This window comes from Pseudomonas sp. Irchel s3a10 (genome assembly GCF_900187525.1).
GTDB classification, from domain to species: domain Bacteria; phylum Pseudomonadota; class Gammaproteobacteria; order Pseudomonadales; family Pseudomonadaceae; genus Aquipseudomonas; species Aquipseudomonas koreensis_G.
Genome location: NZ_FYDR01000006.1, coordinates 278,475 through 298,186 on the forward strand (window position 1 = coordinate 278,475; position 19,712 = coordinate 298,186).

Sequence of the window (19,712 nt, forward strand, 5' to 3'; positions counted from 1 at the left end):
CCTAATCCTTGGCTAACAAAAGGCAAGCCGTGCGGTCATCAAGCATGGCTATAATCGCCTCCACGTTCCACCCAGCCACTACACGAGACTGCCATGACCATTTCCCTGTACGCCGCATCCGTCCCGGTTTTTCAACAAATGCTCAACGCCCTGAGCGATGTCCTGAAAAAGGCTGAAGCCCACGCCACCGAGAAAAACATCGACCCGAACGCCTTCCTGCAAGCGCGCCTGTACCCGGACATGTTCCCGCTGGTGCGTCAGGTGCAGATCGCGGTCGACTTCGCCAAGGGCGTTTCCTCGCGTCTGGCCGAAGTCGAAATCCCGAAATATGACGACACCGAAACCACCTTCGCCGAGCTGCAGGCGCTGATTGCCAAGGTCCTGGCCTACATCGGCGAGATCAAGCCGGAGCAGATCAATGGCAAGGAAGGCATCGAGATCGTGACTCGTCCGGGCACCCCGAAGGAGAAGCGCTTCAGCGGCCAGGCTTACCTGCTGAGCTACGGTCTGCCACAGTTCTTCTTCCACGTCACCACCACCTACGCGCTGCTGCGCCACAACGGTGTTGAAGTGGGTAAACGCGATTACATGGGCGCGTACTAAATCGTTAGAAGCCCTCACCCTAGCCCTCTCCCAGGGGGAGAGGGGACTGATCGCGTTGTTTGTTCGAGATACGCCGACTTGATCTATCGAGTCGAACTCAAGACTTGAATGCGACAAAGATCGGCTCCCTTTCCCCCTCGCCCCTTGGGGGGAGAGGGTTGGGGTGAGGGGGGGAAAGATCTCGGCCACAAAAAAGCCCGCCAGGGTTCACACCTTGGCGGGCTTTTCATTGCAGCAATTGTTACGCAGTGCGCTGGGCTTTCGCCTCTTCACCCAGGCACGCCGCGGCGGTAAACAGCACATCGGTGGACGAATTCAACGCCGTCTCCGCCGAGTCCTGCAACACCCCAATGATGAAACCGACCGCCACCACCTGCATGGCAATCTCGCTCGGAATGCCGAAAAGGCTGCACGCCAGCGGAATCAGCAACAGCGAACCACCGGCCACGCCCGAGGCGCCACAGGCGCAGATCGCCGCGACGACGCTGAGCAGAATCGCGGTCGGAATGTCCACGGCAATCCCCAGCGTGTGCACGGCGGCCAGGGTCAGTACGGTGATGGTGATCGCCGCGCCGGCCATGTTGATGGTCGCGCCCAGCGGGATCGATACCGAGTAGGTGTCTTCGTGCAGGCCCAGGCGCTTGCTCAGTTCCAGGTTGACCGGAATGTTCGCCGCCGAGCTGCGGGTGAAGAACGCTGTGATCCCGCTTTCGCGCAGGCACTTGAGGGTCAGCGGGTACGGGTTGCGGCGCAGTTTCCAGAACACGATCAGCGGGTTCATCACCAGCGCGACGAACAGCATGCAGCCCAGCAGCACGCCCAGCAGGTGCGCGTAACCGATCAGTGCACCGAAGCCCGATGTGGCCAGAGTCGAAGCCACCAGACCGAAAATCCCCAGGGGAGCGAAGCGAATCACTACACGCACGATCAGCGTCACGCCGTTGGACAGATCGCCAACCACTTCGCGGGTGGTGTCACCGGCATGGCGAATCGCGACGCCCATGCCGATCGCCCAGGCCAGAATGCCGATGAAGTTGGCGTTCATCAGCGCGCTGACCGGGTTATCGACCACGCTCAACAGCAGGCTCTGCAGGACTTCAGTGATCCCGCCCGGTGCCGTCACCGCGACGTTTTCGGTGGACAGCACCAGATGCGAGGGAAACGCCATGCTGGCAACCACCGCCACCACCGCCGCAGCGAATGTGCCGAGCAGATACAGAAACAGGATCGGCCGGATATGGGTTTCCTGACCGTGCTTGTGGTTGGCAATCGACGCCATCACCAGCACGAACACCAGAATCGGCGCCACGGCTTTCAGTGCCGAGACGAACACTTTGCCGATGAACGCCGAGCCTTTCGCCGCTTCCGGGGCGAACAGCGCCAGAGCGATGCCGGCAATCAGGCCGATCAGGATCTGCGTGACCAGGCTGAGGTTTTTCAGGCGTTGCAATAGAGAAGGGGATGAAGCGGTCATAACGGCATCTCTGATTTTTTATAGGGTGCAAGGTTGCGTGAAACCGGTGATACATCGGGGGCAGGTCACCGGCACCAACCGAAAGGGCTGACGCGCCATCAACGCTGTTAAACAGGTCGCTGAATAGGGTGTACGTTTTTCAGGGCGCGGACTTTATCACAGCGTAGGCGTTATCCTTCAGGCCTGTGACGATCTGCCACCGGATTGATCGGCAAGTCGGCAGGTTTGTGCAAGTCAGCCCGGAAACACTCTGTTAAGATTCGCCATCCTCATTTTCATAGTCTGCCAGCGGGCCTCTTGGTCATCGCTGGTGTCGTCGTTTTGCTGGAGTTGCTCATGCTGTTGCCCATTCTTCTGTTGTCCGCCGCCGGATTCACGGTGCTGACCACGGAATTCGTCATCGTCGGCCTGTTGCCGGCCATTGCCCGCGACCTGGCGGTAACCATTCCGCAGGCCGGCTTGCTGGTGACCTTATTCGCTTTCACGGTGGCGATGTTCGGTCCATTTTTGACCGCGTATTTCGCCCGCTTCGAGCGGCGCAAGTTGTTCATCACCATTCTGATCATGTTCGGTCTGGCCAACACCGTGGCGGCGCTGGCGCCGAACATCTGGGTCATGGCCATCGCCCGGTTGATCCCGGCGCTCGGCCTGCCGGTGTTCTGGGCCTTGGCCAGTGAGACAGCTGTAGACATCGTCGGCCCGGATCACGCTGGCCGTGCGATTGCCAAGATCGGCTTCGGCATTGTTTGCGCGACGGTGTTCGGCATTCCGGTGGGTACGTTGATTTCCGATGCATTCGGCTGGCGCAGTGCGTTCGCAATTCTGGCGGTGATCGCTTTCGCCAAGGCCTTGCTGCTGTTGGTTTACCTGCCGAAAACCAGCCTGCACCAGCATCAGGTCAGCTTCGCCTCGCAGTTCAAGATCCTGCGCAGCCCGCTGATGCTCGGCCATGTGCTGTTGTCGATTCTGGTATTCAGCGGCATGTTCACCGCCTACACCTATCTGGCCGACATTCTTGAACGTCTGGCCGGGTTCAACGGCACGCTGGTTGGCTGGTGCCTGATGGGCTTCGGTGCGGTCGGGCTGATCGGCAACTCGCTGGGCGGCCGCGCGGTGGATCGTCATCCGTTGGGCGCGTCAGTGCTGTTCTGCGCGTTCATGATCGCCGGCATGGTCTCGCTGGTGCCGAACATTCACTCGACGGTGGGTCTGGCGGTGGCCATGGGCATCTGGGGCATTACTCAGGCTGCGCTGTTTCTGGTCAGCCATGTGCGTCTGATGAAAGCCGCGCCGGAAGCACCAGCCTTTGCCGCGTCGCTGAATATCGCCGGGGCCAACCTCGGGATTGGTCTGGGTGCGATGATCGGCGGTCGGGTAATCGACAGTGCCGGCCTCGGCTTTCTGGGGTTCGCCGCTGCCGGGTTTATTCTGTTGTCGGTGTTCCTCGCCATGGTGCTGATGACGCTCAAGCCGCGCGAAGCGTGCGCCCAGGCGTCATAACGCGGTAAACAGCTCGCGTCGGGCACCTTCGGTAATCGCAACGATGCCGGGGTGCTTGACCTTTCGCTCCACCGAAATGGCATAGAACGACTCGGTCACCGCATCGGTCTGGCCAATCACTTCGACGCCATACTGGCGTTTCACTTCATCGGCAATCACGCTCGGACCGATGAAAATCCCGCTGCCCGATTGGCCGAAAGCCTGCATCAGGGCGCTGTCATCGAACTCCCCGACGATTCGCGGCTGAATCTGTTGCTCGGCGAACCAGCGCTGCAAACGGCTGCGCACTACGGTTTCCGCGCCGGGAATCAACAGCGGTGCACCGTTGAGGCTGCGCGGGAAATCCTGCCCGTATTGTGCCGCCAATTGCGCGGTGGCGAAGAAACTGATCCCGCATTCGCCGAGCTTCTGGCTGTAGCCCTTGATGTCGAGGTGCGACGGCATCGGGCTGTCGGAAATCACCAGGTCCAGGCGCTGGATCGCCAGATCCGCCAGCAGGCGTTCGAGTTTGTCCTCGCGGCAGGTGATGCGTAGCGGCTCGTGCAACTCCATGGTCGGCGCAATCAGGCGGTAGACGATGGATTTGGGCACCACGTCCGCCACGCCGACGCGAAACAGGATCTGCTGCTCGTCAGGCTGCGCGCGCAGCATCAACTCCAGTTCGCCGCCTAACTGAAACATCTGCTCGGCGTAGGGCAAGGCCTGGCGTCCGGCTTCAGTCAGCTCCAGTTGGCGGCCGACCCGTTGAAACAGTTCGATGCCGTAGGTTTGTTCGAGCAGCGAGATCTGCCCGCTGATGGTTTGCGGGGTCAGGTTGAGCTGTTCGCAGGCGCGCACGATGCTGCCGGTCTTGGCGACCACCCAGAAGTAATGCAGTTGTCGGTAATTCAGCATCCGTCGCGCCCCCTCTGTAGGAGCTGCCGCAGGCTGCGATCTTTTGATCTTGCTTTAAAAAATCAAAAGATCGCAGCCTTCGGCAGCTACTACACTGATTGTCATAGTTCGTTAGAGCCGAAGTATAGCCGCTAAAAATACGAATTTTCCTGAAGTGTTTGTCTCCCTAGAATGCCCAGCCATCGACGGGCGGTCTGTGGCCCTGTCTGTTCATTCGAAGGAAAGCCTCATGAAATACACAATTCCAGCATTGATGTTTACGTCTTTACTGTTTATGGCCGGTTGCGATCAGGCCGAGAAAAGCGCCCAGGAATTGATGGGCAAGGCCGCCGAGAGCGCCAAACAGGCGATCGACGATACGCACAAGGCTGCTGAACAAGCGCTCAGCGACGCCACTGGCGGCTTGATCGAGAAAAAAGAAACACCGGAAAAAGACGCGGAAAAATCCGAATCTTCCTCCAAGACCATCTAAATCGTCTTACACAGAGTCAGGACTGACCCATGGAATATCTGTTAGAACTCGCCGCCAGCCCCGCCGCCTGGGTTGCTTTGGCCACACTGGTGGTGATGGAAATCGTGCTCGGCATCGATAACCTGATCTTTATTTCGATCCTGACCAACAAGCTGCCCGTGCAGCATCGGCAGAAGGCGCGGCGCATCGGTATCGGCATGGCGCTGATTCTGCGTCTGGCTCTGTTGAGCACCATCGCCTTTATCGTGCAGTTGACCGAACCTGTGATCGAAATCATGGGTCAGGCGTTCTCCTGGAAGGACATGATCCTGATTGCTGGTGGTCTGTTCCTGGTGTGGAAAGCCACGACCGAGATCCATCACAGCATGGACCCGGCGCCGGAAGACCCGAAATCCGCGACGTCGACCGTGACCCTGGGTTTTGCGGCTGCGATCGGTCAGATCCTGATGCTGGACATGGTGTTCTCCATCGACAGCATCATTACTGCGGTGGGCATGACTGAGCACTTGCCGATCATGGTGATCGCGGTGGTGGTCTCGGTGATGGTGATGCTGTTCGCGGCTGAGCCGCTGGCCAAGTTCATCAACGACAACCCGACGGTGGTGATGCTGGCGCTGGGCTTCCTGATCATGATCGGCATGACGCTGATCGCCGAAGGCTTCGGCGCCCACGTACCGAAAGGTTATGTGTACGCGGCCATGGCCTTCTCGGCAGCGATTGAGGTGCTGAACATGATGTCGCGCCGGGCGAGACAGAAGAAGCTGGCTGAGCAGGCGTAAACCGTAACAAATAAAAAGGCCGGCTGAACTTCAGGAGTTCAGCCGGCCTTTTTGCTTTATGGCTTGTGCTTATGTAGGAGCTGCCGAAGGCTGCGATCTTTTGACTTTGAAGATCAAAAGATCGCAGCCTTCGGCAGCTCCTACAGGGGGGCATATCTGGCGAGGTGGCAACGTTTCAGTGCGCAGTCGCGTGGCGGGTACGGTGTTTTTCAGGCTTGTGAGCCGAGGCGGATTCGACCGGGTGGTGATGGCGCCGCGCGATTCGCAGCACGCCCCACAACATGGCGCTGGCCACGGCCAGCCAGCCGGCTATCAACATTACGATGGTCATGGTCAGGCTCATCAGTGCCTCCTCTTTGCCCTGCATCGGGCACACACTTTTTCAATTCGCTCTGTTTCAGTGACAGTCTAGACAATGGGGTGTTTCAGACTATTGACCAAAGGTCGGTAATGACCAATCAGTTCGCTCTATGCAAACGATCGGTCTGCGGTTTAAGGCTATACCGCAGGCGTGCGCCGCCCTATGATCGCAGGCGTTGCCGGAACACGATGACCGGCGTCTGATGAGAGTGATCATGGTGCAGGTATTTTCTCGATTGCGAGGGGCGTTGCTGGTGGCCGGTTGCGTGGCCGTGTTGGCGGGGTGTGCGGGCAGTGTGGCGCCTCAGGTCAAGCGCCTGCCGGAGCGTGTCGAGCTCAGCGGCACCTTCTATCGCGGCGAAGCCAATCAAAGTGGTCCGCAAGTGCTGGCCAGCCTGTTGTCGCAGCAGGGCATCATGATCACCCCGGGCCTGCTGGAAAAACCGTTGCATCTGCCGGATGCACAAGAGCAGTTGCAGCAGAATCTGCAGAGCCTGGCTCGCGATTACGGCATGGTGGTCTATCCGCTGGACAAGAATTTGCCTGCCCTGTTGACCCAGGTCGCGGCAGGTTATCCGGTAATGGTGCGCTTCAGTGAAGGCTCGGCGTTCTGGGCCGAACCGCGTTACGCGATCCTTTCCGGGTATGACCGGCTGAAACAGAAGGTGCTGTTGCGCGCCGGAATGAATCGCCGCGAACTGATGAGCTTCAGCTCCTTTGAATCGGCGTTCGAAAAGTCAGGCGGCTGGGCGGTGCTGATCCAGAAACCGTCGCAGATTCCCGCCGAGGTTGATCGCCAGCGCTGGCTCGCCGCAGCGGATGAGCTGGCGCAAGCCGGGCAGGAACGTGAAGCGGCGCAAGCCAAAAAGGCTCTGGCCGCACATTAAGGCTCCGTTCGTCATCTGCCGGGCACCCTCACGCTCGGCAGGCCTCTCACTGATAGAGCCCGAATGTGCGGGTGAATCAGGAGGCGAGCATGGCAGATTCCCCATCCCCGAAAGGCCCACACTCAAGCGAGCATTCGTCCGGTCATGATCTGGGTTTCGATCCGGATTCACCGGACCTCGACGATCCACAGGTCGACCCCGTCGGCCCGGCCAAGGCACCGAAAGACGTGGACCCCGGCGAAGACAGCAAGCGTCCGGCCAAACCTTACGATCCTTTGGCTGACTTGAAACCGTGAAGTGAGGTGCGTATGAGTACCGATTCAAGTTTCGACGATAAACATCCCGCCAGTGTGCCGACCACGCCTGAAGAGGAAGTGGATCCGGTACTGGACCCGGACAGCCCGCTGCGGGATCCGCTGGCCCGGCCTAATGTGCTGACGCCAGATCCGAGCGCCGGCGACGGCATTCCTGATGACGACAAAATGCCGTTACCCAATGATTGAGTAACGGGTTTTTAAAGACTGGCTAATAACCTCTGTGGCGAGGGAACAAGCTCCCTCGCCATCGGTTACTTCGAGGCTTCGACCACGCCGCTCTGGCGTGCCTTGAGGTTCTTCTGAGCCTTGTATTGTTGAGCCACTGCCGGAACGTTGGCGCTCCGGCCGGTTTCCATCCAGCTGCGGATACGACTGGCATCGGCAAAATGCGTGTACTTGCCGAACGCATCGAGAATCACCAGGGCAACCGGGCGGTTGCTCATCCGCGTCACCAGCACCAGGCAATGACCCGCCGGGTTGGTGAAGCCGGTTTTGGTGATCTTGATATCCCAGTCGGCCTTGTTCACCAAGTGATCGGTATTGCGGAAACCCAGGGTGTAATTGGGTTTGCGGAACGCTACGGTTTTTTCCTTGGTGGTGGTCAACTCGCTGAGGATCGGATGCTTGCTCGCCGCCACCAGCAGTTTGGCCAGATCGCGTGCAGTGGACACGTTGCGTTCCGACAGACCGGTCGGCTCGACATAGTGAGTGTTGGTCATGCCCAGCGCTTTGGCCTTCGCGTTCATCGCCGCGATGAACGCGGCGTAACCACCGGGATAGTGATGCGCGAGGCTGGCGGCCGCACGGTTCTCCGAGGACATCAGGGCAATCAGCAGCATCTCGCGACGCGGCAATTCGCTCTTGAGTTTGACTCGGGAGAATACGCCTTTCATTTCCGGCGTATGGCTGATGTCGACGTCGATCCATTCGTCCATGTTCTGGTGCGCTTCAACCACCACCAGTCCGGTCATCAGTTTGCTCACCGAGGCGATCGGCACGATCACATCCGGGTTGCTCGAATAGATGACTTTATTGGTCTGCAAATCCATAAGCAGGGCGCTGCCGGAGGCGATCTTCAGTTGTGAAGCGTCGCGTGGCGCGGCGGTAGTTTCTGCGGCGTTGACCGTTGGCGTGACGAATGTGCCTGAAACAGCAAATAACAGGCTCAGGATCGAAAGACGAATTTTCACGCGGGCGAACTCATAAAGGTTGGATATTCCGTTAGTTTGTAACGGGTTATTTCTTCAAAGCGTCGCATTCTAGAAGTATGGCTGAAGATCTGTCGATGGTTGTTTGAATGACCTGAAAATCTCGTGAAAAGGCCTGTAAAAAGAGGGGTTTCCGGCGAACGGTTAGTGTTTTTTCTCAGATACAAAAAAACCCCGCACAAGGCGGGGTTCTTTTATTGCGGAAAAGCGTCTCAGGCGTGCAGGGTTTCTGCCGCGTAGAGGGTGTTTTCCAGCAGGCAGGCACGGGTCATCGGGCCAACGCCGCCCGGAACCGGAGTGATCCAGCCGGCGCGGGGCAGGGCGGTTTCGTATACCACGTCACCGACCAGCTTGCCGTCGTCCTGACGGTTTATGCCGACGTCGATGACGATCGCACCTTCCTTGATCCACTCGCCCTTGACCAGGCCCGGCTTGCCGGCGGCGACCACCACCAGATCGGCGCGACCGACGTGGCCGGCCAGGTCCTTGGTGAAACGGTGGGTGACGGTCACGGTGCAACCGGCCAGCAGCAGCTCCATCGCCATCGGACGACCGACGATGTTGGACGCGCCAACCACCACTGCATCCAGACCATAAAGATCCACGCCGGTGCTTTCCAGCAAGGTCATGATGCCTTTTGGCGTGCACGGCCGCAGCAGCGGAATGCGCTGGGCCAGGCGGCCAACGTTATAAGGGTGGAAGCCGTCGACGTCTTTGTCCGGGCGAATGCGCTCCAGCAGTTTGGAGGCGTCCAGGTGCTCGGGCAGCGGCAGTTGCAGCAGCACGCCATCGATGGCCGGGTCGTCGTTGAGGCGATCGATCAGATCGGTCAGCGCTTCTTGAGTGGTGTCGGAAGGCAGGTCGTAGGCTTGAGAGAGGAAGCCAACCTCTTCACAGTCTTTACGCTTGTGCGAGACATAAACCTGAGAGGCAGGATCGCTGCCGACCAGGATCACCGCGAGGCCGGGAGTGCGCAGGCCTTGCTGGCGACGCTCGGCAACTCGTTGGGCGATCTGCTGGCGCAGGCTGGCGGCGATCGATTTGCCGTCGATTAGTTGTGCAGTCATTGCGCGTGATTAACCATCGAGAGGGGAAAAAAAGAGAACGCATTCTCGCATGTCAGACGGTGAGGGCAAAGGCGCTTGGTCAGCAAATTCCCCTAACTCCTTTAATTAAATGAATTTTTTTCAAAAAGGATTTGACGACCTTGGGAGCGCTCTATACTATTCGTCGCACTTGTCGGGCACAGCCTAGCACTGGTTAAGAAGGTTGAGCGGAATTAGCGTTCTGCGAAGCTGGAAAGCATTTAGTTTGTAGTCCTCCAAGAGTACAGATTAATAAGGCGCCCGTAGCTCAGCTGGATAGAGCATCCGCCTTCTAAGCGGATGGTCGCAGGTTCGAGTCCTGCCGGGTGCGCCATTAGGCAGCTTTGGCACAAGTAGCGCGATATGGTGGGCGTAGCTCAGTTGGTAGAGCACGGGATTGTGACTCCCGTTGTCGTGGGTTCGATCCCCATCGTCCACCCCATATTTCGAAAGGCGCCAGATGTAACAGTCTGGCGCCTTTGCTTTAAAAAGCTTCATCTGCGGATGTGGTGGAATTGGTAGACACACTGGATTTAGGTTCCAGCGCCGCGAGGCGTAAGAGTTCGAGTCTCTTCATCCGCACCAATTAAAGCTTCATTCATGCCGCAGGCCTGATGAAGTTCAGCAAAGAAGTTGAATGGCTTTTTTGTGACGCAATATGGTGGGCGTAGCTCAGTTGGTAGAGCACGGGATTGTGACTCCCGTTGTCGTGGGTTCGATCCCCATCGTCCACCCCATATTTCGAAAGGCGCCAGATTTAACAGTCTGGCGCCTTTTTTGTTTTACGGCTGGTGGTTTGTCGCGCAGCGTTTCGGGTCGAAGGGCAGGGCGTTTCGTCGTGTTCAGGGGTTTGCTGCCAGCGTGCCGACCGCCGGCCATGTTCGCGGGATCAGCCGTCAGGGAGATGGTTCGCGGTCTCTTCTATATATAGAAGCGGTTGAACAGAGCCCTGGCGTGATGGTCTTTATTCGTCTTCGGGGTGGAGTGCATTGCTGCATTCACACCTATAAATGGCCTGCTGTTTTTTTACCCGTTTTCAGTAGGGTGACTTCTTGAGTTTGACCCACTAGAATGCATGCCCTTGATTCTGGGGTCGGAAACGGCCGGCTAACGTCTGTGCAACGAGGAATATCCATGCAAGTTTCTGTTGAAAATACTACTGCTCTTGAGCGCCGCATGAGCGTCACCGTGCCGGCTGAGCGCATTGAGAGCCAGGTCAACAAGCGTCTGCAGCAGACTGCCCAAAAGGCCAAGATTGCTGGCTTCCGTCCAGGCAAAGTGCCAATGAGCGAAATCAAGCGCCGTTTCGGTGCTGACGCTCGTCAGGAAGCTGTTGGTGATGTCATCCAGTCCTCCTTCTACGAAGCCGTGGTTGAGCAGAAGCTGAACCCTGCCGGTTCGCCTTCGATCGAGCCGAAGTCGCTGGAAGCTGGCAAGGACCTGGAATACGTTGCCGTATTCGAAGTGTTCCCTGAGTTCACCGTTGCCGGTTTCGACGGCATCACTGTCGAGCGCCTGAGCGCTGAAGTGGCTGACGCCGATCTGGACAAGATGCTGGACATCCTGCGCAAGCAGAACACCCGTTTCGAAGTGGCCGATCGCGCTGCTCAGAACGAAGACCAGCTGAACATCGATTTCGTTGGCAAGGTTGACGGCGAAGTGTTCGCTGGCGGCTCGGCCAAAGGTACTCAGCTGGTGCTGGGTTCCGGTCGTATGATCCCGGGCTTCGAAGAAGGCCTGGTGGGTGCTAAAGCGGGCGAAGAGCGCGTTCTGAACCTGACCTTCCCTGAGGATTATCAGAACCTGGATCTGGCCGGCAAAACCGCCGAGTTCACCGTGACTGTAAACACCGTGTCCGAGCCTAAGCTGCCAGAGCTGAACGAAGAGTTCTTCGCTCAATTCGGCATCAAGGAAAGCGGCATCGACGGTTTCCGCACCGAAGTTCGCAAGAACATGGAGCGTGAGCTGCGTCAGGCCATCAAGTCCAAGGTAAAAAATCAGGTAATGGACGGTCTGCTGGCCACCAACCCGATCGAAGTGCCAAAGGCTCTGCTGTCCAACGAAGTCGACCGTCTGCGCGTGCAGGCTGTTCAGCAGTTCGGTGGCAACATCAAGCCTGACCAACTGCCGGCCGAGCTGTTCGAAGAGCAAGCCAAGCGCCGCGTAGTGCTGGGTCTGATCGTGGCTGAAGTGGTCAAGCAATTCGACCTGAAGCCTGACGAAGCCCGCGTTCGCGAAATGATTCAGGAAATGGCTTCGGCTTACCAGGAACCTGAGCAGGTCGTGTCCTGGTACTACAAGAACGAGCAGCAACTGAACGAAGTTCGTTCGGTTGTGCTGGAAGAACAAGTTGTGGATACTGTTCTGCAGAAAGCTAGCGTGACCGACAAATCGGTCTCTTACGAAGAAGCGGTCAAGCCGGTAGAAGCTCCAAAAGCCGACTGATTGTTTTTGCGTTAAGAAGTACACACATAAGCCAGCCTTCGAGCTGGCTTATGCGTATTCAAGACATAACTATTTGGGAGTGACTGCAGAGCATGTTCCGTAATTCGTATATTCAGCAGAACTCTGATATCCAGGCCGCCGGCGGCCTGGTCCCGATGGTTGTCGAGCAATCTGCTCGTGGCGAGCGCGCCTATGACATCTACTCGCGCCTTCTGAAGGAGCGCGTCATTTTTCTGGTGGGTCCTGTAGAGGACTACATGGCCAACCTGATCTGTGCGCAATTGCTGTTCCTTGAAGCGGAAAACCCGGACAAGGACATCCATCTCTATATCAACTCCCCGGGCGGTTCGGTGACAGCGGGCATGTCGATCTACGACACCATGCAGTTCATCAAGCCAAACGTATCGACGACGTGCATTGGTCAAGCGTGCAGCATGGGTGCATTCCTGCTGACGGCCGGTGCTCCAGGCAAGCGTTTCTGCCTGCCGAACTCGCGTGTGATGATTCACCAGCCACTGGGCGGTTTCCAGGGCCAGGCGTCGGATATCGAAATCCATGCCAAGGAAATCCTCTTCATTCGCGAGCGTCTGAACACGCTGATGGCCAAGCACAGCGGTCGTACGCTTGAAGAAATCGAGCGTGACACCAACCGCGACAACTTCATGAGTGCAGAAGCTGCGAAGGAATACGGCCTGATCGACGAAGTCATCAACCAGCGTCCTGCGTAAAATAAGCAGCTCAAAATAAGGTGGGTCGGCAGGTCCGACCACCAGCGGGCTTGAAAAAGCCCGCAATAGCCTTCATCTTGTGTTGCAAGCCTATCGGATTTGGATCGAACGAATGACTGACACCCGCAACGGCGAGGACAACGGCAAGCTGCTCTATTGCTCCTTCTGTGGCAAAAGCCAGCATGAAGTGCGCAAATTGATTGCCGGCCCCTCGGTCTTTATCTGCGACGAGTGCGTCGACCTGTGCAATGACATCATCCGCGAGGAGGTGCAGGAAGCACAGGCCGAAAGCAGCGCGCATAAATTGCCTTCGCCTAAAGAAATCAGCGGCATCCTTGACCAATATGTAATCGGTCAGGAGCGTGCGAAAAAGGTTCTGGCCGTAGCGGTGTACAACCACTACAAGCGCCTGAATCAGCGTGACAAGAAGGCTGACGACGTCGAACTCGGCAAGAGCAACATCCTGCTGATCGGCCCGACAGGCTCCGGTAAAACCCTGCTGGCCGAAACACTGGCCCGCCTGCTGAACGTTCCGTTCACCATCGCCGACGCAACCACCCTCACCGAGGCCGGTTACGTAGGTGAAGATGTCGAGAACATCATTCAGAAGCTGCTGCAAAAGTGCGATTACGACGTGGAAAAGGCCCAGATGGGCATTGTCTACATCGACGAAATCGACAAGATTTCCCGCAAGTCCGACAACCCGTCGATCACCCGCGATGTTTCCGGTGAAGGCGTGCAGCAGGCCTTGCTCAAGTTGATCGAAGGCACGGTCGCTTCCGTCCCGCCGCAAGGTGGTCGCAAGCATCCGCAGCAGGAATTCCTGCAGGTCGACACCCGTAACATCCTGTTCATCTGCGGTGGTGCGTTCTCCGGTCTGGAAAAGGTTATTCAAAACCGTTCCACCAAGGGCGGCATCGGTTTCAACGCAGAAGTGCGCAGCAAGGAAGAAGGCAAGAAAGTCGGTGAATCCCTGCGTGAAGTCGAGCCTGACGATCTGGTCAAGTTCGGTCTGATCCCGGAATTCGTCGGTCGTCTGCCGGTTCTTGCGACGCTGGACGAGCTGGATGAGGCTGCGTTGATGCAGATCCTCACCGAGCCGAAAAATGCTCTGACCAAACAGTATGCCAAGCTGTTCGAGATGGAAGGCGTGGATCTGGAATTCCGGACCGACGCACTGAAATCGGTCGCCAAGCGTGCCCTGGAACGTAAAACCGGTGCCCGTGGCCTGCGCTCGATTCTCGAAGGTGTGCTGCTCGACACGATGTACGAAATCCCTTCGCAGTCCGAAGTGAGTAAAGTCGTCATCGATGAAAGCGTGATTGAAGGCAAGTCCAAGCCACTGTATATCTACGAAAACAGTGAGCCGACGGCCAAGGCAGCGCCGGACGCGTAAGCGTCCACACTGCCGGAACAAAGAAGGGGCCTTCGGGCCTCTTTTTTTTTATGTCGTTTTTTACATCCGCTTTGCGCTTGTTTTTTTTCAAGGCAGCCCCCATCTTGGTTTCAAGTTTAATTCCATCTGATTACGGCCATATGGCCGCCGTAGAGGCGAAATCATGAAGACAACCATCGAATTGCCTCTCCTGCCATTGCGTGATGTCGTGGTTTATCCGCACATGGTTATCCCGCTGTTCGTGGGGCGCGAGAAATCCATCGAAGCCCTCGAGGCCGCGATGACGGGCGACAAGCAGATCCTGCTGCTGGCCCAGAGAAACCCGGCTGACGATGATCCCGGTGAAGACGCTCTCTATCGCGTAGGTACTATCGCCACTGTATTGCAGCTGCTGAAGCTGCCGGACGGCACCGTCAAGGTTCTGGTCGAAGGTGAGCAGCGCGGCGCTGTAGAGCGCTTCAGCGAAGTCGACGGGCATTGCCGTGCCGAAGTCTCGCTGATCGACGAAGTCGACGCCGCCGAGCGCGAATCTGAAGTGTTCGTGCGTAGCCTGCTGTCGCAGTTCGAACAATATGTGCAGTTGGGCAAGAAAGTCCCGGCTGAAGTCCTGTCTTCGCTCAACAGCATCGATGAGCCTGGCCGCCTGGTCGACACCATGGCCGCGCACATGGCGCTGAAAATCGAGCAAAAGCAGGAAATCCTCGAAATCATCGATCTGTCGGCCCGGGTCGAGCACGTGCTCGCCTTGCTGGATGCCGAGATCGATCTGCTGCAAGTTGAAAAACGCATTCGCGGCCGCGTCAAAAAGCAAATGGAGCGCAGCCAGCGCGAGTACTACCTGAATGAGCAGATGAAGGCCATTCAGAAAGAGCTGGGCGACGGTGACGAAGGTCACAATGAAATCGAAGAGCTGAAAAAGCGCATCGATGCCGCCGGCCTGCCGAAAGATGCCTTGGCCAAGGCCACCGCCGAGCTGAACAAGCTCAAGCAAATGTCGCCGATGTCCGCTGAAGCCACCGTGGTGCGCTCCTACATCGACTGGCTGGTGCAGGTGCCGTGGAAGGCACAAAGCAAGGTACGCCTCGACCTGGCGCGTGCTGAAGACATTCTCGATGCCGATCACTACGGTCTCGAAGAGGTCAAGGAGCGCATCCTTGAATACCTCGCCGTGCAGAAGCGTGTGAAGAAGATCCGTGGCCCGGTGTTGTGCCTGGTGGGTCCTCCTGGCGTGGGTAAAACCTCGCTGGCAGAGTCGATTGCCCACGCCACCAACCGTAAATTCGTGCGCATGGCCCTGGGTGGCGTGCGTGACGAGGCGGAAATTCGTGGCCACCGCCGGACTTACATCGGTTCGATGCCGGGAAGATTGATTCAAAAGATGACAAAAGTGGGTGTACGCAACCCGCTGTTCTTGCTCGATGAAATCGACAAAATGGGCAGCGACATGCGTGGCGACCCGGCATCGGCGTTGCTGGAAGTGCTCGATCCGGAGCAGAACCACAACTTCAACGATCACTATCTGGAAGTCGATTACGACCTGTCCGATGTGATGTTCCTGTGCACCTCGAACTCGATGAACATCCCGCCGGCACTGCTGGACCGGATGGAAGTCATTCGTCTGCCGGGCTACACCGAAGACGAAAAGATCAACATTGCCGTCAAGTACCTGTCGCCCAAGCAGATCGCCGCTAATGGTCTGAAGAAGGGCGAGCTGGAATTCGACGAGGAAGCGATTCGCGACATCATCCGTTACTACACCCGTGAAGCCGGTGTGCGTGGCCTCGAACGTCAGATCGCCAAAGTCTGCCGCAAGGCCGTGAAAGAGCACGCGCTGGAAAAACGCTTCTCGGTAAAAGTGACAGCAGATTTGCTGGAGCATTTCCTCGGCGTACGTAAATTCCGCTACGGTCTGGCAGAGCAACAGGATCAGATCGGTCAGGTGACTGGCCTGGCGTGGACTCAGGTGGGCGGCGAATTGCTGACCATCGAGGCGGCTGTGGTGCCGGGTAAAGGTCAACTGATCAAGACCGGTTCGCTGGGCGATGTAATGGTCGAATCGATCACTGCCGCGCTGACCGTTGTGCGCAGCCGTGCCAAAAGCCTGGGCATTCCTCTGGACTTCCACGAGAAGCGCGACACCCACATTCACATGCCGGAAGGGGCGACCCCGAAAGACGGTCCTAGCGCTGGTGTGGGCATGTGCACGGCATTGGTGTCGGCCTTGACCGGGATTCCGGTGCGCGCCGATGTTGCCATGACCGGTGAGATCACGTTGCGTGGTCAGGTACTGGCGATTGGTGGTCTGAAGGAAAAACTGCTCGCGGCTCATCGCGGCGGAATCAAGATTGTGATTATTCCGGAAGAAAACGTGCGCGATCTGAAGGAGATTCCTGACAATATCAAGCAGGATCTGCAGATTAAACCGGTTAAATGGATTGACGAGGTCCTGCAAATTGCGCTGCAATACGCGCCGGAGCCCTTGCCGGATGTGGCTCCGGAGATAGTTTCCAAGGACGAAAAACGTGAGTCTGATTCAAAGGAAAGAATTAGCACGCATTAATACGTTTTTGCCTGGGTGGCTTCCTTGACAGCTTTTTAGAGCCCTTGTTATAAAGCGGCTCTTAAGTGTCTGTAGGCCATTCAGCACTCGTTTTTGCTTTCACCAAAAAACTTAGAATCATCTCAAAATAGATATAAGGGGACTTAGAGTGAACAAGTCGGAACTGATTGATGCTATCGCTGCATCCGCTGATATCCCGAAAGCTGCTGCTGGCCGTGCGCTGGACGCTGTGATCGAATCCGTCACTGGCGCTCTCAAGGCTGGCGACTCCGTTGTTCTGGTTGGTTTCGGCACTTTCTCCGTGACTGATCGTCCAGCTCGCGTTGGTCGTAACCCACAGACCGGCAAGACGCTGCAAATCGCTGCTGCTAAAAAGCCAGGTTTCAAAGCCGGTAAAGCACTGAAAGAAGCTGTTAACTAAGTTAGTTTGTTTCAGGTTTTTACCCATCCGGGTCGGGGTCATGCCTGACTTGGCAGCGGAGCGGTAGAGCAGGTCGCTGGAACAGCCGCCTGTAACGCCGGGATCGAGGGTTCGAGCCCTGTCCGCTCCGCCAGTTACGAGAAGGCGCATCCTCGGATGCGCCTTTCTTCTATCCGGATTCTACCCACGCTCCACGGTTGCCAAATTTTTGAAGTTCAACCGTTTCTGGGGGACGCATGCTGCAGAATATCAGGGACAATTCACAAGGCTGGATTGCCAAGACCATTATCGGGGTCATCGTTGCACTGATGGCTCTGACCGGTTTCGACGCCATTTTCCAGGCCACGACGCATACCAACGATGCGGCCAAGGTCAATGGTGAAGAAATCAGCCAGAACGAGCTGAGCCAGGCCGTTGACATGCAACGCCGTCAGCTGATGCAACAGCTGGGCAAGGACTTCGATGCTTCCTTGCTTGACGAAAAAATGCTCCGCGAATCGGCCCTTAAGGGGCTGATCGATCGCAAGCTGCTGCTGCAAGGCGCAGAACAGTCGAAATTCGCTTTCTCCGAAGGCGCACTGGATCAGGTGATCCTGCAGACTCCTGAATTCCAGGTGGACGGCAAGTTCAGCTCCGAGCGCTTCGACCAGGTGATTCGTCAACTGGGCTACACCCGCATGCAATTCCGCCAGATGCTGGCTCAGGAAATGCTGATCGGTCAGTTGCGCGCCGGTGTTGCCGGCAGCGGCTTTGTTACCGACGCCGAAGTGCTGGCCTTTGCCCGTCTGGAAAAACAGACCCGCGATTTCGCCTCGCTGAACGTCAAGGCCGATCCGGCCGCGGTCAAGCTGACTGACGATGAGGTCAAGGCTTACTACGACGAGCACGCCAAAGAGTTCATGACCCCTGAGCAAGTGGTTGTCGATTATGTCGAGCTGAAGAAGTCCTCGTTCTTCGACCAGGTTGCGGTCAAGGACGAAGACCTGCAGGCGGCGTATCAGAAAGAGATCGCCAACCTGTCGGAACAGCGTCGAGCGGCGCACATTCTGATCGAAGTCAACGACAAGACCACCGACGCTCAGGCCAAGGCGAAGATCGAAGAAGTCCAGGCGCGTCTGGCCAAGGGCGAGAAATTCGAAGCGCTGGCCAAGGAGTTCTCGCAGGATCCGGGTTCGGCCAATAATGGCGGTGACCTCGGTTTCGCCGGTCCTGGCGTTTACGATCCTGCCTTCGAAAAAGCCCTGTACTCGTTGAACAAGGATCAGGTGTCCGAGCCGGTGCGTACCGATTTCGGTTACCACCTGATCAAGCTGTTGGGTGTTGAAGCGCCGGAAGTTCCGACCTTGGCCAGCCTGAAAGACAAGCTGACCCGCGAGCTGAAGACTCAACAGGTCGAGCAGCGTTTTGTCGAGGCAACCAAGCAACTGGAAGACTCGGCGTTCGAAGCGTCTGACCTGGCTCAGCCAGCAGCGGACCTGAAGCTGACCGTGCACACTTCCAAGCCGTTCGGCCGTGAAGGTGGTGAAGGCATTGCGGCCAACCGTGCTGTGGTGACCGCTGCGTTCAGCCAGGAAGTGCTGGAAGAAAACGCCAACAGCACCGGCATCGAGCTGGATCCGGAAACCGTGGTTGTCCTGCGTGCCAAGGAGCATCTGAAGCCCGAGCAACTGCCGCTGGAAGCGGTCAACACCTCGATTCGTGCCCAGTTGACCAAAGAGCATGCCAGCGCTGCGGCCAAGACCAAGGCTGACCAGTTGATCGCCAGTCTGCGTGATGGCAAGACTCCGCTGGACAAGGCAGTTGATGGCCAGAGCTGGAAGGTTGTGACGGCGGCGACTCGTGCTCAGGAAGGGGTTGACCCGACTGTGCTGCAGGCGTTGTTCCGTATGCCGAAACCGGCGGCCAAGGGCAAGCCGACGTTCAGCAGCGTGACCTTGCAGGACGGTAGTCTGATGATTGTGCGTCTGGACGGTGTGAATGAAGCGGTAGCGCCGACTGATGAAGAGAAGGCGCAGTACCGTCGTTTCCTTGCTTCGCGTGAGGGGCAGCAGGATTTTGCGGCGTTGCGTAAGCAGTTGGAGAGTCAGGCGGACATCAAGCGGTATTGATGGTTGACTGAGTGGTAACAGGGAAGCCCCGATCTTATGGTCGGGGCTTTTTTTTCGCTTGGGTTTTTGGGCTTGGCGGCCTTTGGGCCGACCATGCTCTTGTGAGTTGGGTGAATATCCGTTGCTTCGGGTGCTGCGGCTGGCGGTTTCGCCCTTACGGCGACTCCCTTTGGCAAACGCCCCAAAGGAAGCAAAGGTCTGGGCCCCGGCGTTCGGCCCTCGCCGTGGCTCGGGTTCCTTCGTTACGGGATTCATCCGGGGGCATCGCCTACGGTTTGCTTCGCTGCACCTCCTCTCGATGTGTTCGACTTCGTCGAACGGTCGCTGCGCTCCCATCCCCGGATAAACCCCTTCACTCAGCCTGCCGATGGGGCCGGCACGGCAAGATCAAGAGCTGCAGCCGAGCTTGCGCTCATCCTGTTGAGTGGTGAAAAGCGTGCGGTCGGCTTTTGCTTTTCTGTAGGAGTGAGCCTGC

Annotated in this window: 18 protein-coding genes and 4 tRNA genes; 17 read left to right on the plus strand and 5 right to left on the minus strand. The window is 57.5% G+C overall.

Annotation, left to right across the window (positions count from 1 at the left end):
- Nucleotides 1-93 precede the first annotated feature (93 nt).
- Nucleotides 94-603 carry a DUF1993 family protein gene (locus CKW11_RS19260; RefSeq protein ID WP_007965386.1) on the plus strand — a complete coding sequence of 170 codons (510 nt, stop codon included), beginning with the start codon at nucleotides 94-96 and terminating at the stop codon, nucleotides 601-603.
- Nucleotides 604-844: 241 nt separating this feature from the next.
- On the opposite strand, the gene sstT is transcribed toward CKW11_RS19260, so the two are convergent.
- Nucleotides 845-2,077, minus strand: coding sequence for a serine/threonine transporter SstT (gene sstT, locus CKW11_RS19265; protein WP_095138788.1), 1,233 nt, complete (start codon nucleotides 2,075-2,077; stop codon nucleotides 845-847).
- Between the two features lie 336 nt (nucleotides 2,078-2,413).
- Between sstT and CKW11_RS19270 the strand changes: the two genes are divergently transcribed.
- A complete protein-coding gene (locus CKW11_RS19270; protein ID WP_095138789.1) occupies nucleotides 2,414-3,577 on the plus strand; it encodes an MFS transporter in 1,164 nt (387 codons plus the stop codon).
- Here CKW11_RS19270 and nhaR read toward each other — a convergent pair.
- Nucleotides 3,572-4,471: a transcriptional activator NhaR gene (gene nhaR / locus CKW11_RS19275; RefSeq protein ID WP_095138790.1), complete on the minus strand. Its 900-nt coding sequence runs from the start codon at nucleotides 4,469-4,471 to the stop codon at nucleotides 3,572-3,574. The genes CKW11_RS19270 and nhaR overlap by 6 nt on opposite strands.
- Before the next feature lie 229 nt (nucleotides 4,472-4,700).
- Between nhaR and CKW11_RS19280 the strand changes: the two genes are divergently transcribed.
- Both CKW11_RS19280 and CKW11_RS19285 read left to right on the plus strand, forming a co-directional pair.
- Entirely contained in the window at nucleotides 4,701-4,943 is a 243-nt protein-coding gene (locus CKW11_RS19280; protein WP_095138791.1) for a hypothetical protein, read from the plus strand.
- A gap of 29 nt (nucleotides 4,944-4,972) precedes the next feature.
- Nucleotides 4,973-5,722, plus strand: coding sequence for a TerC family protein (locus tag CKW11_RS19285; protein ID WP_095138792.1), 750 nt, complete (start codon nucleotides 4,973-4,975; stop codon nucleotides 5,720-5,722).
- A 175-nt stretch (nucleotides 5,723-5,897) separates the two neighbouring features.
- On the opposite strand, the gene CKW11_RS28675 is transcribed toward CKW11_RS19285, so the two are convergent.
- Nucleotides 5,898-6,065 (minus strand): hypothetical protein, encoded by a 168-nt coding sequence (locus CKW11_RS28675; protein ID WP_177440021.1) that lies wholly within the window; start codon nucleotides 6,063-6,065, stop codon nucleotides 5,898-5,900.
- Between the two features lie 232 nt (nucleotides 6,066-6,297).
- On the opposite strand from CKW11_RS28675, the gene CKW11_RS19295 reads away from it, so the two are divergent.
- The 3 genes from CKW11_RS19295 (at nucleotide 6,298) to CKW11_RS19305 (ending at nucleotide 7,472) form a co-directional block, all read left to right on the plus strand.
- Entirely contained in the window at nucleotides 6,298-6,969 is a 672-nt protein-coding gene (locus tag CKW11_RS19295) for a peptidase C39 family protein (protein WP_095138793.1), read from the plus strand.
- An 89-nt stretch (nucleotides 6,970-7,058) separates the two neighbouring features.
- Nucleotides 7,059-7,265: a DUF6021 family protein gene (locus tag CKW11_RS19300; protein ID WP_095138794.1), complete on the plus strand. Its 207-nt coding sequence runs from the start codon at nucleotides 7,059-7,061 to the stop codon at nucleotides 7,263-7,265.
- A 12-nt stretch (nucleotides 7,266-7,277) separates the two neighbouring features.
- On the plus strand, nucleotides 7,278-7,472 hold the full coding sequence (locus tag CKW11_RS19305) for a hypothetical protein (RefSeq protein WP_095138795.1): 195 nt from the start codon (nucleotides 7,278-7,280) through the stop codon (nucleotides 7,470-7,472).
- 65 nt (nucleotides 7,473-7,537) lie between these two features.
- Here CKW11_RS19305 and pbpG read toward each other — a convergent pair whose 3' ends face one another.
- Together pbpG and folD are read right to left on the minus strand one after the other, a co-directional pair.
- Nucleotides 7,538-8,476, minus strand: coding sequence for a D-alanyl-D-alanine endopeptidase (gene pbpG, locus CKW11_RS19310; protein ID WP_095138796.1), 939 nt, complete (start codon nucleotides 8,474-8,476; stop codon nucleotides 7,538-7,540).
- 230 nt (nucleotides 8,477-8,706) lie between these two features.
- Nucleotides 8,707-9,561, minus strand: a complete 855-nt coding sequence (gene folD, locus CKW11_RS19315; RefSeq protein ID WP_041074114.1) for a bifunctional methylenetetrahydrofolate dehydrogenase/methenyltetrahydrofolate cyclohydrolase FolD — start codon at nucleotides 9,559-9,561, stop codon at nucleotides 8,707-8,709.
- Nucleotides 9,562-9,836: 275 nt separating this feature from the next.
- On the opposite strand from folD, the gene CKW11_RS19320 reads away from it, so the two are divergent.
- From CKW11_RS19320 to CKW11_RS19365, 10 genes are all read left to right on the plus strand, one after another.
- Nucleotides 9,837-9,913, plus strand: a tRNA-Arg gene (locus CKW11_RS19320).
- 32 nt (nucleotides 9,914-9,945) lie between these two features.
- Nucleotides 9,946-10,021 (plus strand) — tRNA-His (locus tag CKW11_RS19325).
- Between the two features lie 58 nt (nucleotides 10,022-10,079).
- Nucleotides 10,080-10,164: transfer RNA gene (locus CKW11_RS19330), tRNA-Leu, on the plus strand.
- A gap of 76 nt (nucleotides 10,165-10,240) precedes the next feature.
- Nucleotides 10,241-10,316: transfer RNA gene (locus tag CKW11_RS19335), tRNA-His, on the plus strand.
- Between the two features lie 397 nt (nucleotides 10,317-10,713).
- The gene (gene tig, locus CKW11_RS19340; RefSeq protein ID WP_095138797.1) at nucleotides 10,714-12,024 is read left to right on the plus strand and encodes a trigger factor; all 1,311 of its coding nucleotides are present in this window, start codon (nucleotides 10,714-10,716) and stop codon (nucleotides 12,022-12,024) included.
- A gap of 92 nt (nucleotides 12,025-12,116) precedes the next feature.
- Complete coding sequence (gene clpP / locus CKW11_RS19345) at nucleotides 12,117-12,752, plus strand: ATP-dependent Clp endopeptidase proteolytic subunit ClpP (RefSeq protein WP_007951559.1); 636 nt, start codon at nucleotides 12,117-12,119, stop codon at nucleotides 12,750-12,752.
- 112 nt (nucleotides 12,753-12,864) lie between these two features.
- Nucleotides 12,865-14,148, plus strand: coding sequence for an ATP-dependent Clp protease ATP-binding subunit ClpX (clpX, locus tag CKW11_RS19350; RefSeq protein ID WP_003223632.1), 1,284 nt, complete (start codon nucleotides 12,865-12,867; stop codon nucleotides 14,146-14,148).
- A 163-nt stretch (nucleotides 14,149-14,311) separates the two neighbouring features.
- The gene (gene lon, locus CKW11_RS19355) at nucleotides 14,312-16,708 is read left to right on the plus strand and encodes an endopeptidase La (protein WP_003223634.1); all 2,397 of its coding nucleotides are present in this window, start codon (nucleotides 14,312-14,314) and stop codon (nucleotides 16,706-16,708) included.
- A gap of 148 nt (nucleotides 16,709-16,856) precedes the next feature.
- Nucleotides 16,857-17,129, plus strand: a complete 273-nt coding sequence (locus CKW11_RS19360) for an HU family DNA-binding protein (RefSeq protein WP_008077714.1) — start codon at nucleotides 16,857-16,859, stop codon at nucleotides 17,127-17,129.
- Between the two features lie 236 nt (nucleotides 17,130-17,365).
- Nucleotides 17,366-19,237 (plus strand): SurA N-terminal domain-containing protein, encoded by a 1,872-nt coding sequence (locus CKW11_RS19365; protein WP_095138798.1) that lies wholly within the window; start codon nucleotides 17,366-17,368, stop codon nucleotides 19,235-19,237.
- The last annotated feature ends 475 nt before the right edge of the window (nucleotides 19,238-19,712 follow it).